14 protein-coding genes are annotated in these 15,817 nt (G+C 69.3%); 5 read left to right on the top strand and 9 right to left on the bottom strand.

The genetic code is table 11. From position 1 onward, the window contains the following. Positions 1–14 precede the first annotated feature (14 nt). Positions 15–1,007 (top strand): aldo/keto reductase, encoded by a 993-nt coding sequence (locus tag NQV15_RS09090; RefSeq protein ID WP_232399503.1) that lies wholly within the window; start codon positions 15–17, stop codon positions 1,005–1,007. Between the two features lie 10 nt (positions 1,008–1,017). Here NQV15_RS09090 and NQV15_RS09085 read toward each other — a convergent pair whose 3' ends face one another. Continuing rightward, on the bottom strand, positions 1,018–1,542 hold the full coding sequence (locus NQV15_RS09085) for a bifunctional adenosylcobinamide kinase/adenosylcobinamide-phosphate guanylyltransferase (RefSeq protein ID WP_232399502.1): 525 nt from the start codon (positions 1,540–1,542) through the stop codon (positions 1,018–1,020). A 231-nt stretch (positions 1,543–1,773) separates the two neighbouring features. On the opposite strand from NQV15_RS09085, the gene NQV15_RS09080 reads away from it, so the two are divergent. The 3 genes from NQV15_RS09080 to NQV15_RS09070 all read left to right on the top strand — a co-directional run bounded on the left by NQV15_RS09080 (position 1,774) and on the right by NQV15_RS09070 (position 5,212). Next, on the top strand, positions 1,774–3,306 hold the full coding sequence (locus NQV15_RS09080) for an APC family permease (protein WP_306459372.1): 1,533 nt from the start codon (positions 1,774–1,776) through the stop codon (positions 3,304–3,306). A gap of 35 nt (positions 3,307–3,341) precedes the next feature. Then, entirely contained in the window at positions 3,342–3,752 is a 411-nt protein-coding gene (locus NQV15_RS09075) for a hypothetical protein (RefSeq protein WP_232399500.1), read from the top strand. A 71-nt stretch (positions 3,753–3,823) separates the two neighbouring features. Then, the gene (locus tag NQV15_RS09070) at positions 3,824–5,212 is read left to right on the top strand and encodes a glutamate decarboxylase (RefSeq protein WP_232399499.1); all 1,389 of its coding nucleotides are present in this window, start codon (positions 3,824–3,826) and stop codon (positions 5,210–5,212) included. 65 nt (positions 5,213–5,277) lie between these two features. On the opposite strand, the gene NQV15_RS09065 is transcribed toward NQV15_RS09070, so the two are convergent. From NQV15_RS09065 to NQV15_RS09030, 8 genes are all read right to left on the bottom strand, one after another. Beyond that, positions 5,278–7,506, bottom strand: a complete 2,229-nt coding sequence (locus NQV15_RS09065) for a helix-turn-helix transcriptional regulator (protein WP_232399498.1) — start codon at positions 7,504–7,506, stop codon at positions 5,278–5,280. 190 nt (positions 7,507–7,696) lie between these two features. Further along, complete coding sequence (locus NQV15_RS09060; RefSeq protein WP_232399497.1) at positions 7,697–8,767, bottom strand: ABC transporter ATP-binding protein; 1,071 nt, start codon at positions 8,765–8,767, stop codon at positions 7,697–7,699. A gap of 3 nt (positions 8,768–8,770) precedes the next feature. After that, positions 8,771–9,622: an ABC transporter permease gene (locus NQV15_RS09055; protein ID WP_232399496.1), complete on the bottom strand. Its 852-nt coding sequence runs from the start codon at positions 9,620–9,622 to the stop codon at positions 8,771–8,773. Then, the gene (locus NQV15_RS09050) at positions 9,619–10,473 is read right to left on the bottom strand and encodes an ABC transporter permease (protein ID WP_232399495.1); all 855 of its coding nucleotides are present in this window, start codon (positions 10,471–10,473) and stop codon (positions 9,619–9,621) included. Before NQV15_RS09050 ends, NQV15_RS09055 begins: the two co-directional genes overlap by 4 nt. A gap of 10 nt (positions 10,474–10,483) precedes the next feature. After that, complete coding sequence (locus NQV15_RS09045; protein ID WP_232399494.1) at positions 10,484–11,605, bottom strand: ABC transporter substrate-binding protein; 1,122 nt, start codon at positions 11,603–11,605, stop codon at positions 10,484–10,486. Between the two features lie 165 nt (positions 11,606–11,770). Next, a complete protein-coding gene (locus NQV15_RS09040; protein ID WP_232399493.1) occupies positions 11,771–13,345 on the bottom strand; it encodes a phospholipase D family protein in 1,575 nt (524 codons plus the stop codon). 16 nt (positions 13,346–13,361) lie between these two features. After that, complete coding sequence (gene aqpZ, locus NQV15_RS09035; RefSeq protein WP_232399492.1) at positions 13,362–14,078, bottom strand: aquaporin Z; 717 nt, start codon at positions 14,076–14,078, stop codon at positions 13,362–13,364. 107 nt (positions 14,079–14,185) lie between these two features. Then, positions 14,186–14,779 (bottom strand): hypothetical protein, encoded by a 594-nt coding sequence (locus NQV15_RS09030; RefSeq protein WP_232399491.1) that lies wholly within the window; start codon positions 14,777–14,779, stop codon positions 14,186–14,188. 227 nt (positions 14,780–15,006) lie between these two features. On the opposite strand from NQV15_RS09030, the gene NQV15_RS09025 reads away from it, so the two are divergent. Then, a complete protein-coding gene (locus tag NQV15_RS09025; RefSeq protein WP_232399490.1) occupies positions 15,007–15,768 on the top strand; it encodes an HNH endonuclease family protein in 762 nt (253 codons plus the stop codon). Positions 15,769–15,817 lie beyond the last annotated feature (49 nt).

Below are 15,817 nucleotides of genomic sequence, written 5' to 3'. Positions count from 1 at the left end.
GCCACACTCGGATCATGCACACGCGCACCCTGGGAACCACCAACGGCTTGCAGGTCTCGGCGCTCGGCCTGGGCTGCATGGGCATGAGCCAGAGCTTCGGCCCCCGTCCGCCCCGCGACGAGATGATCACCTTCCTCCGGGCTGCGGTCGACCGTGGCGTCACCCTGTTCGACACCGCCGAGGTCTACGGCCCGTTCCACAACGAGGAGCTGGTCGGCGAGGCCCTCGCGCCGGTGCGCGACCGGGTCGCGATCGCCACGAAGTTCGGCTTCTCCTTCGACGCCGACGGCAGGCAGACGGCGGTGAGCAGCCGGCCTGAGAGCATCCGGGCCGCCGTCGAGGGCTCCCTTCGACGCCTCAGGGTCGACACGATCGACCTGCTGTACCAGCACCGGGTCGATCCGGCCGTTCCCATCGAGGACGTCGCCGGGACGGTCAGCGAGCTCATCACTGCCGGCAAGGTCCGCCACTTCGGGCTGTCCGAGGCGGGCGTCGACAACATCCGCCGGGCGCATGCCGTCCAACCGGTCACGGCGCTGCAGAGCGAGTACTCCCTGTTCTGGCGCGAGCCCGAGGACCGGATCCTCCCGGTGCTGGCCGAGCTCGGCATCGGTTTCATGCCGTTCAGCCCGCTCGGCCGAGGGTTCCTGACCGGCCAGGTCGACGCCACCACCACCTTCGGCGAGGGCGACATCCGCGCCGGCCTGCCGCGGTTCGAGGCGAAGGCGCTCAAGGCCAATCTCGCCCTGGTCGAGCGCATCACGGCCGTCGCGGAGCGCAAGGGCGTCACGACCGGCCAGATCGCCCTGGCCTGGCTGTTGGCGCAGCAGCCCTGGATCGTCCCGATTCCCGGCACCAGGCGGCTGTCGCGACTGGACGAGAACCTGGCCGCGACCGAGGTCGAGCTGACGCCCGACGATCTCACGGAGCTCGACGTGGCATCGCGCTCCGTGCAGGTGCAGGGCGATCGCTATCCCGAGGCCATGCAGAAGATGATCGACCGCTGACGTCCAGGCGTCACAGCGAGAGGACCCGTCCGGCCACGACCAGCGCCACCTCGTCGCACTCCGCGGCGACGTGCTGGTTGACGGCGCCCAGCAGGTCCCGGAACAGCCGACCGGCCCGCTGATCGGGCACCACGCCCATCCCGGCCTCGTTGGTCACCACGACCACTGGAGCGTGGTGCTGTGCGATGGCCGCGAGTGCGTCGTCGAGTCGCTCGAACAGCACCGGTTCCCAGTCCTCACGCAGGCTCTCCCACCCGTCCAGCTCGCTGAGCGTCGCGCCCAGCCAGCTCGCGAGGCAGTCGATCAGCACGGCGCCCTCGGCCTGTCGGACGGCGCTCGCGAGATCCGCGGACTCGAGCGTGGTCCAGTGCGACGGCCGTCGCGCCTGCTGGACGGCGGCCTGCGCGGCCCGCTCGTCGTCGAGCTCGATGGTGGGCCTCGGCGCGATGTAGGTGACGTGGGGCTCGGCGACCAGCAGGGACTCGGCGTGCAGAGACTTGCCCGATCGTGCACCGCCGGTGACCAGAACTGTCATTGCCGTCTCCTCGCCTTCAGGCCACCCTACCGATCAGCGGGCGTCCGTACCTGTGTCATCGCCCGGGCGGTGAACGTCCTTCAGTGACGTCGCATCCTCAGACACCTGGGACGGGCTCGGAGGGAACAACGGCACCTCTGGCGGAGCCGAAGGTCCCCCTGCTTCATGATCCGTCGGTCCTTTTCCCCGCCAGGGTCGACGCCCGGCCGGAGGGATCACCCGTTGTGAGTGATGAGCGCCGGCCGCGAGGCCCATAGCGTCGTTAGCCAAGGCCCCCCAGCGGAAGGTACCGAGATGGCTACGCGCAAAGACGCTCATCCCCCTGCTTCTGACAGATCTGCATCAGGCCGCACGTTCATCAGCTGGACCTCGATGGCGGTTCTCATCGCCACGGCAGTGGCAAGCGTGCGTGGGCTGCCCGCCATGGCCCCCTATGGCTGGGCATCGATCTTCCTGTACGTCCTGCCCGCCATCTTGTTCATGGTGCCGGTCGCCCTCGTGGCAGCCGAGCTGGCCAGTGGCTGGAAGGGCGGCGTCTTCGTCTGGGTGAAGGAGGCCTTCGGCGACAGGCTCGGATTCTTCGCCATCTGGCAGCAGTGGATGCAGAACGTCGCGTGGTATCCGGCGCAGCTGGCGTTCTTCGCCTCCGCACTCGCGTACGTGTTCGACCCGAAGCTCGCCAACTCCGGCCTCTTCACGGGTCTGGTCATCCTCGTCGTGTACTGGTTCTCGACCCTGATCGCGACCCGCGGGGTCGACACCTTCGCGAAGGTCAGCACCTGGGGATTCCTGGCCGGGACGATCGTGCCCGCCGCGGCGCTCATCATCTTCGCGGTCATCTTCTGGCAGGACGGCGGCACCTCGCACCTGCAGTCGGTCGATGACGCGAACTGGTTCCCCAAGTTCACGGGCCTCGCCAGCATCGTGCTCATCGTCAGCAACTTCCTCTCGTACGCCGGCATGGAGATGAACGCCGTGCACGTGACGGAGATGCGCAAGCCCAGCGCCGAGTTCCCGAAGGCGATCGTCCTGTCGGTCGTCCTCATCCTGTTCGTCTTCATCCTGCCCACGCTCGCCATCTCCGTGGCGGTGCCGGGATCCAGCATCAACCTGACCCAGGGCGTGCTCCAGGCGTTCGACGTCTTCTTCGGTCATCTCGGGATTTCCTGGGCAACCACGGTGATGGCCCTGTTGATCGTCATCGGGATCCTCGCCTCCGTGGTCAACTGGATCCCCGGCCCGAGCCGTGGACTCCTCATGGTCGGCAAGGAGGGCTATCTCCCGCCCCGACTGCAGGGCACCAACAGCCGAGGCATGCAGGTCCCGATCATGATGGTCCAGGGCCTGATCGTGACCGTGATGGCTGTGCTGTTCGCGATCCTGCCTTCCGTGCAGTCGGTCTTCTGGATCCTGACCGCGATGGCCGTGCAGCTCTACCTGCTGATGTACATGGTCATGTTCTTGGCCGCCATGAAGCTGCGGCGCACCCACCCCGACGTACCTCGCGGTTTCCGTACACCGGCGATGCCGGTGGTCGGGTGGGTCGGCTTCCTCGGCAGCGCCGCCGCCTTCCTCCTCGGCTTCGTCGAACCCTCCGGGAACTCGGACTCGACTCCCCAGGGCTTGTACATCCTGATCCTGGTGGTCGGCATCGTCCTGCTCGGCATCTGGCCATTCGTCTTGTACAAGCTGCGCAAACCGGAGTGGAAGATCGCCTCCTCCCCGGACACCACCCATTCCGACAACCCGTCACAGGAGGCGTGAGTCCGATGACCGCCAAACGATCAGCTCCCACTCATATGACCTGGCTGCGCACGGTGATGGTGGCGGCGGCACTGGGTATCGGGCTCTCCGCGTGCACGCCTGCGGGGACAGCGAGCGACCCCGGCAGCGCCCGAGCCGAACGGCTCGCCGACGAGCTCAACGCCAAGCTTGCCCGGCTCGAGCTCCCCCCGGTCGACCAGGAAACCGCCACGGCTCTCTACGGCACCGACGGCGGGGTGAGCTGCAAGAACGTGGACGAGCTTCAGCACAAGTTGTCGCTGTCCCAGTTCGGCAGCAACTCCCTAAACCTGCGCCGAGTCAGGCTCGACCCCAGCGTCGTCGCCTATGACATCGCGGTGGTCGCCACCTACTGCCCGGACAAGGCCGGCTCGCTGCGCAACGTGCTCGGTGAGCTGGAAACGGACGACACCATCCCGACCTCATAGCCAGACGAGCACCAACCGCCACCGCACCCAACCAACCGCGCATCCATGCGCTGACTCGAGGAGCAACATCCATGCTGCACAACAAGAATTCGATCCGCGGAGCTCTTGAGGACGATGTCTTCGCCTCGACTGACCTGTCGGTCCCGATGCCCAAGTACCGGTTCCCCGCGGACGAGCACGTGGCGCGGCACGTCTATCAGGTCGTGCACGATGAGCTGATGCTCGACGGGAACTCGCGCCAGAACCTGGCGACGTTCTGCCAGACGTGGGTCGAGCCCGAGATCGACGAGCTGATGGCATTGTCGGTCGACAAGAACATGATCGACAAGGACGAATATCCCCAGACCGCCGAGCTCGAGGCCCGGTGCGTACACATGCTTGCCGACCTCTGGAACAGCCCCGAAGCAGAAGACACGATGGGCACCTCCACCACCGGGTCGAGCGAGGCGGCGATGCTCGGCGGGATGGCCCTGTTGTGGAAGTGGCGCGAGCGCCGACGTGCCGAGGGCAAGTCCACCGACCGGCCCAATCTGGTCACCGGCCCGGTCCAGATCTGCTGGCACAAGTTCACCCGCTACTGGGACATCGAGCACCGCGAGATCCCGATGGAGGGAGACCGTCTGCTCATGAACCCCGAGGAAGTGCTCAAGCGCGTCGACGAGAACACGATCGGCGTCGTCCCGACGCTGGGTGTCACGTTCACCTGCCAGTACGAGCCCGTGGCAGACGTCGCAGCGGCGCTGGACAAGCTCCAGGAGGACACCGGCCTCGACGTCCCGATGCATGTCGACGGGGCAAGCGGCGGATTCATCGCCCCCTTCGTCGAGCCGGACCTGGTCTGGGACTTCCGCCTGCCGCGCGTGAAGTCGATCAACGCCTCGGGGCACAAGTTCGGCCTGGCGCCGCTGGGCGTGGGGTGGGTCGTGTGGCGAGATGCCAAGGAGCTGCCGGACGACCTGGTCTTCCACGTCAACTATCTCGGCGGCGACATGGCCGTGTTCGCGCTGAACTTCTCGCGCCCCGGCGGGCAGATCGTCGCGCAGTACTACAACTTCCTGCGGCTGGGCCGTGAGGGCTACCGCAAGATCCACCAAGCGGGTTACGAGACGGCGCGGTACCTCGCCGACGAGATCGCCCAGATGGGTCCGTTCGAGATGATCTACGACGGCCGCGGCGGCATCCCGGGACTCACCTGGAAGCTCAAGGAGGGCATCGACCACGGATTCAACCTGTTCGACCTGGCCGATCGGCTACGCACTCGCGGTTGGCAGGTTCCCGCCTACACGTTGCCCCCCGATCGGGAGGACCTGGCCATCCAGCGCATCCTGGTGCGTCACGACTTCAGCCGGGACATGGCCTCGCTGCTGCTCGATGACTACCGCCGGTCGCTGGCGATGCTCGACAAGCACGGACCCAAGGAGTCGCTGACGGCCGAGGAGGGAACCGCCTTCCACCACTGATGGGAGCACATCGACAGTGGGTCGGTCGAGGCTGACCGACCCACTGTCGATGTGGCCGCCGGGGGTCACCCTCCCAACAGGCCCAGCAGCGTCGCCTGACTGACTGCCTCGCCTCGCGAGGTGACGCCGAGCTTGCGATACACCGCTGAGACCTCGGTCGCGACGGTGTTACGAGACACGTGGAGGCGTTGAGCGATGTCGGCGATCCGCAAATGAGTCTGGAGATACGGAAGGACGCGCAGCTCGGCCGGGGTCAGAGCCGCCCCACGGGGCGCGGCCCCGGGCGTCGCCGACGTCGTCATCTCACGGAACGCGGCGATCTCCCCGACCAGCGTTCCCAGCCCCGGACGGCGTCGGAGGACATCGTCGATCTCCCGCAGAAGAACCCTGGCGCCCTCGTGGTCACCGCGGGTCCAGCACGCCCGGGCGAGCTGGAGTCGACCCCTCGTCGCGAGGCACGGGAACACGAACGTGGACGCCGACCTGACCCTCATGCCGCGCGCGATCTGGAGGTCGGCCTGCGTCAGGTCCCCCCGGTGCACGGCGAGTCGAGCCGCGACCGCACAGGGCATCAGACTGATCGCACAGTCATTCAGGTGGTGCTGTTCGATCGTGCTCAGCGCAAGCTCGACGTGCGCGGATGCCTCGTCCCAGCGACCATCATCCATCGCGATGAGGGCCAGGCCCGACTCGCTGAGGGCGACCGGGACCGAGTCGCCCATCGCGAGCCCGACCCGCGACGCGTCCTCGAACAGCATCTCGGCTCGAGCCTGCTCGCCGGCGAGCAGGCGGGCCTCCGCGAGGACGCAGAGGGCGGATGGGCGCCACGCTCCCCACTCCTCGTCCCCTGTGGCGAGCTCGGCGTCGGCCACCATCTGTTCGTGACCCCCGGCACACATCATGGCCCGCAGCACCGATCGGGAGGCTGCGAAGGACGCCCTCCGGTCGGTCCTCGCCAAGGAATCGAAGGCGTCGTCCGCCACCGCCGCCCACCGCAGCGCCTCGACGGTCCCGCCCTCCCACGCAGCGACCCACCCCGCCAGGACCGCCAGTGGCGGGTACGCCTCGATCGCGGAGTCGCCGAGCGTCTTCATCCACCGTTGGACTGTCGATGCGTGTCCACTCCCGTACTCGGACTGCACGAGCTCGGTGACCAGCTCGGTGCACCTGCGCTGCTCGTGTGTGGCCAGGAGGTGCTCCACCGCCGCAGCCGGTGCGTCGTGGGACTCGAACCAGTCCGCAGCCCGCAGGTTCAGCTTCTCGATCAGCGCAGGTTCGTGCCGACGAAGCTCACCGAGCAGGAACTCACGGAAGAGGGTGTGGCAGCGGTACCACTCCCTGCGCCGGTCCAACGGCACGAGGAAGGCACTCGCCGCCTCTAGGTTTCGCAGGCGGTCCTGGGTGTCCGGCTCCCCCAGGACGACATCGCACAGCGGGCCGTGCAGCTCGTCGAGAACGGCGGTGCGGCGTAGGAATCGTTGCTCGGCCGGCTCGAGCCGCCGGAAGACCTCGCGCTCCAAGTAGTCCGAGACGTAGCGGTCCGTCCCGGTCACACCCGGCGCACCGTCCTCCTCCTCACCCGCGACGAGAGCCGCCAGCTGAAGCCCTGCCGGCCAGCCCTCGGTCCGTTCGACCACCTCATGTGCGCGGGGCAGATCGATCGCGACCCCGGCCGTGGCGAAGATCCGCACGGCCGCAGCCGCGTCGAGGGTGAGATCCCGGGCTGCGAGCTCGACCACGCCTCCTGCCACGCGCAGGCGAGCAAGATGCGGTTGCTCGTGCCGGCTGGCCGTCACCACCTGACAGCCCGGAGGTACCGCTCCCAGCACGTCACCCAAGACGTCATGGCAGTCGGACGACGTGACCTCGTGCAGGTCATCGATCAGGAGGACGAACGGGGCCGGGGCCTGTCGGAACGCCGCCGCGAGACGCGGGGCGCCACACCGCAGCGTGGCGGCGCCCATGCCGCTGATGGCGGCGGCGAGACCGCTCTGCCCCGGAACCGCTCGCTCGAATGCCGACGCGAGCAAGAAGAGCAGCGTGCTCGGATGGTCGTCGATCGCGTCGAGCGAGATCCACCCGACCTTCCGACGCTCGACGTGGGCCCGTTCGATCAACAGCGTCGACTTCCCGTAGCCTGCCGGCGCGGTGACGCCGACAGTGGCTGCCTCGGTGTCCCACGCCGTGTCCGCCAGCGCCGCCCGGGTCACGAGGCCGGGACGACGTCCGGGCACTGAGAGCTTGCCGTCAAGGAGGGCATCCAGTCCGGGTCCGGCCGGTGCAGCCGACACCATGCAGCTCAGCGCAGTTCCCTGAGGCCCCATGTCGCCACCACGCGCCACAGACATCGTTGATCCCCCTGTGCAGTGAGCAGGACCTCGAACGTATGCGGGACCGCGACCCGGCTCTCAGAGGAGAGCGACCCCTAGCGCGAGGACCATGCTCCCTAGGCTCGCAGAGGTCGCGGGCGGGTCGCCGACGTCGTCAGACATCGGCGGCGGACACCAGCACGTCCGTGGCCAGCAGGCTCACCGAGACGGTGCTGCCCACCCGCAGCGTCGGAGCGGTCGATGCCGGAACCTGCACGAGCAGCTCGGTCCCGTCGGGACGTCGGACCGTGATGCGCGAGTACGAGCCGAGGAAGCTCAGGTGCACGACGGCGCCCGGGCTGCCGCCCGGCTGGTCGATGATCGTCAGCTGCTCCGGCCGGACCAGCGCGACACCGCTGCCGCTGTCGATCGAGCCGGCGAGGGTGCTCACCCGCCGGCCCAGCACCTCGGCCCGTCCGTCGCGCACCTGGCACGGGACCCGGTTCATCAGGCCCACGAAGGACGCCACGAATGCGCTGGCGGGTCGTGAGTAGAGGACCTCGGGCGCATCCAGCTGCTCGAGCCGGCCCTGGTTCATGACCCCGACCCGATCGGCGATCGCCAGGGCCTCCTCCTGGTCGTGGGTCACGAACAACGTCGTGGTGCCGACCTCCAGCTGGACCCGGCGGATCTCGTCCCGCAGCTGGGCGCGCACCTTGGCGTCCAGCGCCGACAGCGGCTCGTCCAGCAGCAGGACCGACGGCTCGATCGCCAGGGCACGGGCCAGCGCGACACGCTGCTGCTGCCCGCCGGACATCTGGCTGGCGTACTTGTCCTTGTGGGCCGACAGGCCGACGAGCTCCAGCACCTCGGTGGCGCGGGCCCGCCGCCTGCGGCCGTCGTGGCCACGCAGCTTGAGCCCGAACTCCACGTTCTGCTGCGCCGTCATGTGCGGGAACAGGCTGTAGGCCTGGAACACCATGCCCATGTCGCGCTTGCTGGCGGGGACGTCCGTGACGTCGCGGTCACCCACGACGACCCGGCCCGCATCGGGCTCGTCGAGCCCGGCCACGATCCGCAGGGCCGTGGTCTTTCCGCAGCCGGACGGTCCCAGCAGCGCGACCAGCTCGCCGGGCGCCAGGGACAGGGACATTCCGTCCAGCGCTGTCACGCCCCCGAAGCTTCGGCGCAGGTCCTCCAACCGGATCTCCAGGCCCGCCCGTGCAGCCTCTGTCGTCGCGGTCATGGGTCAGCCCCGTTTCTTGGATGGTTGCGTCATGGATGGTTGCGGCGCCGGCACGAGATCGCGGCTCGCGCGGCGCGCGCCGCGGCGACGTCCGACGAACGACAACGCGATCAGCAGCAGGAAGGCGAACACCAGCGAGGCCAGCGAGGCCGCCACGGACGTCTGGCTGTCGCTCTTGCCCAGCAGGTTGATGACCACCTGCAGATTCGTGTAGTTCAGCAGTGACGCCAGCGTGAACTCGCCCAGCACGAGGGCCACCGACACGAAGGCCGCGGACAGCAGCGCCGCGCCGATGTTGGGCACGATGACGCGGGTGATCACGGTGAACCAGCTCGCCCCCAGGCTGCGGGCGGCCTCGGACAAGGTGACCACGTCGATCGAGGCGAGCCCGGCGTCGATGGCCCGGTACGCGTACGGCAGCACCAGCACGACATAGGCGAAGGTCAGCGTCAGGCTGGTGTCGCCGAAGAAGTAGGTCACCCACGCGTAGACGCCCTTGAGCCCGACGACCAGCACGATCGCGGGAATCGTCAGGGGCAGCAGGCACAGGAACTCCACGATCCGCGACATCTGTGGCACCCGCAGCCGCACCCAGATCATCGTCGGGACCAGCAGCACCAGCATCAGCACGACGGTGAGGAATGCGAGCTCGAGCGAGGTCACGATCGCGCTGCGCAGGTCGGGGTCCTGGCCCAGCTGCTTCCAGAACTCCAGCGTCCGGCCGCCGCCGGGCACCCGCACGCTGTAGGCCGCCATCGAACCGAGCGGGATCAGGAAGAACAGGCCCAGCACCGCGAAGACGGCGATGCGGAACGCCTGCAGCCGCCGGCGGGCGCGGACGCGTGCGGTGCTCATCGCAGCCACCTCGACGTCCGGCGCAGGAGCAAGGCGTACAGCGTCATCACGATGACGACCACGACGATCATGTCGAGTGCCAGCGCGAAGGCCAGGTGGCTCTGGCCCAGCACGATCTCGCTGGTCAGGGCGTTGCGGATCAGCAGCGGCAGGATCGGGCTTCCCTGGCTGACCAGCGCCGCTGCCGTGGCGTAGGCCGCGAAGGCGTTGGCGAACAGCAGCAGCGTCGAGCCGAGGAAGGCGGGCAGCAGCAGCGGCCCGGCGATGTACCGCCAGAACTGCCACGTCGACGCGCCCAGGCTCTCGGCCGCCTCACGCCACTGGACGCGCATGCCGTCCAGCGAGGGCAGGAAGACGATCACCATCAGGGGGATCTGGAAGTAGGTGTAGACCAGCGTCAGGCCCTTGAGCCCGAACAACCAGCCGCTGCCGAACAGGTCGATGCCCAGCAGATCGCGTCCGGCCTCGGTGACGACGCCGGAGAAGCCGAGGGTCGCGATGAAGGCGAAGGCGAGCGTGACGCCGCCGAACTGGGCCAGCACCCCGCAGGCGCTGGTCACCGATCGGCGCAGCAGGCCATCGGGCCGGCCGGTGACCACCGCATAGGCCAACAGGCCGCCCAGCACCGCCCCGACGACGGCGCTCTCGGCCGACAGCACGACGCTGTGCCACAGCGTGCGCAGCACGACCTCGTCGCCGAGAGCGCGGATGTTGGACAGGCTGGCCCGGTCCTGCTCGACGAACGCCCCGACCACGACGGCCCCCGTGGGGATCAGCAGGAAGATCGTCAGGTAGCCGAAGAACGGCACCAGGCCCAGTGCGGGGGCCAGGCGCCGGACTCTTCGGCTCACCGTCGATCGATCAGCCGGCAACCTTGGACCAGTTCTTCGAGAGGTAGTCGGCCGCCGTCTTGGTCTGCTCCTCGGTCAGCAGGACCGGGTCGCCCTGCACCTCGGGCAGCTTGGCGTAGAGCGCCTCGTCCAGGGTGCCGTCGGCCTTCATCGCATCGGCACGCACGGGGCGTGCGCCACCGCCCAGGTAGAGGTTCTGTCCCTCGTCGGAGTACAGGAACTCCTGCCACAGGCGGGCGGCCGCCGGGTGGGGGGCGTCCTTGTTGATCGCCTGGTAGTAGTAGCCGCCGACGGCCGCGCCCTCGGGCACGACGACCTTCCAGGACGGCAGCTTGGCCGTCTCGGCGGCATTCGTGTAGTCCCAGTCGATCACGACGGGCGTCTGCCCCGACTCGATCGTGGCCGGGGTCGGGTCGACCGGCAGGAAGTTGCCGGCCTTCTTGAGCTTCTCGAAGTAGCTGACACCCGGGGCGATGTCGTCGGCCGATCCGCCGTTGGCGATCGACGCCATCACGACCCCGCTGAAGGCGGCGCCGGCCTGCGTCGGGTCACCGTTGAGCGCGACCTTGCCCTTGAACTCCGAGCCGAGCAGGTCGTCGATACCCGTGACCTCGGGAACCTTCGTGGTGTCGAAGCCGATCGACATGAATCCGCCGTAGTCGTTGACCCAGGTGCCGTCGGGGTCCTTGAACTCCTCGGGGATCGAGTCGAACGTCGCCACCTTGTAGGGCGCGAACATCGAGGTGTTGGCCAGGGCGACGGACTGGCCCAGGTCGAACACGTCGGGGGCGCGCTTGGTGCCCTTGAGCGTGTTGGCGGCGTTGATCTCGTCCTGGCTGGCCGCATCGGGCTGCGCGGAGTTGATCTTGATGTCGTACTTGTCCTCGAACGCGTCGATGATCTTGCCGTAGTTGGCCCAGGTGGGCGGCAGGGCGATGACGTTGAGCTGGCCCTCCTTCTTGGCGGCCTTGACCAGCGCGTCCATGCCGCCGAGGTCCTTCGCCGACGTCGCGCTGGACGCCTTGGTGTCGCTGCCGGAGTCCTTGTCCGGCGGTCCGCCGCAGGCGGCAGCACCGAGGCTGACCGCCACGGCGGAGATGATGAGGGCGGCGCTTCGGACAGTTCGCTTCACTGCATTCTCCCGTTCTCGTCCCCGGGGTGGGACGGGCACACGATGGCGTCCCAAGGCGTCCGGGACGCGCACGACGCGTGTCTGTGGAGTGAATCACACCCGGCGGGACGATGCAGCCGCCGCGCGAGGGTGTCGCGGACGTTTGTGAGAACCCGTCGCGCCCCGTCAGAACCGATCGGTGCCGCGGATGGGCCGCGGCCGTCCGTCAGGATCGTGCACCACCCGGTACGGGATCGCCGCGAGGAGACGCTGGACCGGACCGAGCCGGGGCGGCTCCAGGCGGCGGAGACGTCCGGCCGGCCGGACGCCCACTCGTCCGCTCGCGTGCCAGCGGTCGAGATCGGCTGCGACACGCGCGTACGTCTCGAACATGACCGACGGATCGGCGCAGTCGCGCACGTCGTCGCGGTCGAGGTGCTCGGCGGCCAGCGTCAGGCGCAGGTACTGCGCGAACGATCCCTCCTCGGCCAGGTCGACGACGGCGGCGGACAGCTCGGAGTCGTGCGTCCACGAGCGCCGGTTGAAGTTGTCCGAGCCGATCGTGGCCCACGTGTCGTCGACGATGCAGGTCTTGGCGTGGACGTACACCGGAGTCCCCGCATGGTTCTCGATGCCGTAGACGGCGACCCGGTCGGGGGCGGCTCCCAACATCTCGAGCATCGCCCGGCGCCGGCCGAGCAGCTGTGCGGTCCGGTTGAACCCCTCCTTGTCGGGGTGCATCGGCACGACGACGATGACGTGCAGGTCCGGGTTGTCGTGCAGGGCGCGGGTGAACACGTCACCGATGCGGGTGCCCCACAGGTACTGGTCCTCGACGTAGACCAGGCGGCGGGCGTTTCCGATGGCCTTGCTGTAGCCGCGGGCGACACTGCGCTCACCGCCGTGGGCGAAGTCGTAGTCCCGGCCCAGGCGCAGGTCGGGGTACGTCCTCAGCAGCTGGACGGCATGGGTGCCACCCTCCACCGCCGGCGGGGCGGGCTGCTGCTCGGGCAGCGGATCGGGGCTGCGGTCGAGGCGCCGCACCACGTCCGCGAGCAGGTTGATCGGGCTGCGGCTCAGCGGCGTCGGGTCCTGCCAGCGCTCGCGGAACACCGTCTCGACGTCGCGGACCGCGGGCCCGGAGATCGCGGCCTGGAGGTCGTGCCACGGTGGGGTCGAGCCGTACTCGGCGGCCAGCTGCAGCGCCTGGGGATCACCTGCGTGGTCGGCGTCGTCGCGGCGCGAGTGGCACAGGTCGATGCCGCCGACGTACGCGATGTCGCGGCTGGCGTCGTCGCGGTGCCGGATGACCACCATCTTCTGGTGGTGCGAGCCACCCATCCGCACGCGCATGTCCAGCAGGGCCTCGGCCCCGCGGTCCTGCAGCTCCTTGCCGAGTCGGCGGTTCTCGCCGGAGGAGAATCCGAGCGCCTCGGAATGTGATCGCCACACCAGGCCGCGCACGTCCACGCCCCGCTCGTCCGCTCGCCCCAGCACCTCGACGACCTCGCTGCCGGGCTCGCCGGTGAGCCGTTCGTCGGCATCGCCCTGCCAGTCGGTGAAGTAGATGAGGTCCCCCGCGCGGGTCGCCTCGATGCGCTCGAACAGCTCGGCGAAGTAGGTCCGGCCGTGCACGAGAGGACGGACGACGTTGCCCGTGGTCCACGCCTGGTCACCCGGGTGATCCGCGTCGATGCGGGTGCGGGGGTTGCCGCGCTCCGCCGCAGTCAGGAACCAGGACAGCTTCTCGGAGGGCGGCACGTGCCTACTGTGCCCCTCATTCCGGCTCGTCGCCCAGCAAGGTGGCGTGGGCCGCGCCGGCGATGGCCGCACCGACCAGGGGCGCCACGATGAACAACCAGACCTGCGCCAGCGCATCGGCGCCGGCGAACCACGCGACGCCCAGCGAGCGGGCCGGGTTCACCGAGGTGTTGCTGACCGGGATGCTGATCAGGTGGATGAGGGTCAGCGCCAACCCGATCGCGAGGCCGGAGAATCCCACGGCGGCCCGTCGTGCCGAGACCCCGAGGATCACGAACAGGAAGAATGCGGTCAGCAACACCTCGGTCAGCAGCACCGCACCGAGCCCGTAACCACCCGGCGAGCGGTCGCCGTAGCCATTGGATGCGAAGCCGCTCTCCACGGCGTCGAAGCCCGGCTGGCCCTCGGCGATCACCAGGAGCAGTACTCCGGCGACGCTGGCGCCGACCACCTGCGCGGCTGCATATCCGGGCACGTCCCGCCACGAGAACCTGCCGGCCGTCGCCAAGCCGACCGACACCGCCGGGTTGAAGTGTCCGCCGGACACCGGACCGAAGGCGTATGCACCGGTGAGCACGGCCAGGCCGAAGGCGAAGGCGATGCCCAGGGCACCGACCTCGTCACCGGCCAGCACCGCCGTGCCGCACCCGCCGAGCACGAGCCAGAACGTGCCCAGCGCCTCGGCTCCGAGGCGCTGGGCCGTCGTCGGGGTGGAGGTGACTCCGTCGTCCATCGTCGTCTCCTTCGCAGAAGTCGCGTCGGCCATCCAGCCTGCTTGGCATGACGCGTCCCGACGACGGCCCTTCGTCACCTTCCAGGGGCCCTACGACCCCTCGGCCGCTAGCGCCGTGCGAACGGCCGCGGTGTGGCGTACCCGAACGTCGCGTTCTCGGCGAACGCGTTGACGCCGAAGGTGGCGTTCAGCGCGCCGGCAGCCGTGCTGGTCAGGGTCAGCCGGACCAGTCCGAGGTCGGCGCGGTCGGTTCCCCTGATCTTGAACAGGTCGACCCGACCGACGTCCCCGGGCGAGCCGGCGACGACACCACTGACCCGGCCCCGTCCCAGGTCGATGTTGAAGTTGGACAGCGAGATCGTGGCGGCCCCCGCGGTCAGGCTGATCCCGCCACTGTGCCGGATCTGCAGCCCGCGCAGCCGGTACGCGGTGATCGGGAACCGGGCCGCGAGCGTGCCCTTGAAGGGGGCCGCGGTGGCACCGGCGAGCGGGGCAGGTGTGATGCCGGCCGAGGTGACCAGGTTGTAGACCGCGGGAGCGACCACGACCTTCGTGTACCCCGCCCCCGAGTGCGAGCGGTGGTCACTCGAGTGGGAGCGCGAGTGATGGGTGCCGTGCGCCGAGGCCGATGTCGTGGTCGTGGCGACCAGACCTGTAGCGGTCATCAGTGCGACCGCGGCCACTGCCAGAGCTCGTTTCATGAGACTTCCTCCCAGGTTGGCCGGCGAGTCCGGCCATCACCACTACTTCGGCCCCGAACCCGTTGCCGGATGCACGATCGGCGAAGTGTGGCTCCCGGTCATGGGAGGAGACCGGCGAGATCCTGTAGTGACCGACGCCAACACCGGGCGCCCGCGAGCCAGGTGCCGCCGCCGGACGCGGCCGTGCCAGACTGGCCGACCGCCCGCGTCGACCCCCGAAAGAAGCCATGCCACGCACTCCCCGACCGGTCGCCCTCCTGGCGGTCGTCCTCGCCGCGGTCATCCTCGGCTGGTACTCCTGGATCGACCGCGAGGACGCGTCGCAGGCGGCTCCGTCGGACCTGCCGGCGACCTCAGCCCCGGACGTGGCCGGCGCACCGGGGACCGGTGCCCTCGCCTCCGAGGCCCTCGCGCAGCTGGCGGTGAAGGGCCGGGCACCGAGGACGGGGTACTCCCGCGAGCAGTTCGGCCGGCCGTGGCGCGATCTGGACCGCAACGGCTGCGACCAGCGCAATGACGTCCTGCGCCGGGACCTGTCCGCCATCTCGCTCAAGCCGGGCACCCGCGACTGCGTCGTCCAGAGCGGCGTCCTGGTGTCTCCGTACTCGGGACGCAGCGTCGCCTTCACCCGCGGAAGCGTCACGTCACGCCAGGTGCCGATCGACCATGTCGTCGCGCTGAGCGATGCGTGGCAGAAGGGCGCGCAGCAGTGGACCGCGGATCGCCGCGAGCAGTTCGCCAACGACTTCCTCGAGCTGGTGGCGACCGACGAGACCACCAACTCGGCCAAGAGCGATGGGGACGCCGCGACCTGGCTCCCGCCGCTGAAGTCCTCACGCTGCGCCTACGTCGCCCGTCAGGTCGCGATCAAGGCCGAGTACCGGCTGTGGGTGACAGCCGCCGAGCGCGATGCGATGCGGCGGGTCCTGGCCGCATGCCCCGACGAGCGTCTCCCATCGGGCGCCGACCGCCTGTCGGCGCCGGCCTGACCCACAGGCGCCGCGGGCGCCTCGGGCCGCCCCACGGCCGGGCCGGGGA

It is taken from the genome of Aeromicrobium wangtongii, from assembly GCF_024584515.1.
In the GTDB taxonomy this organism is placed as follows: Bacteria; Actinomycetota; Actinomycetes; order Propionibacteriales; family Nocardioidaceae; genus Aeromicrobium; species Aeromicrobium wangtongii.
Note: the sequence above shows the minus strand (reverse complement) of the source record. Positions and strands in the feature narration are given on the sequence as shown.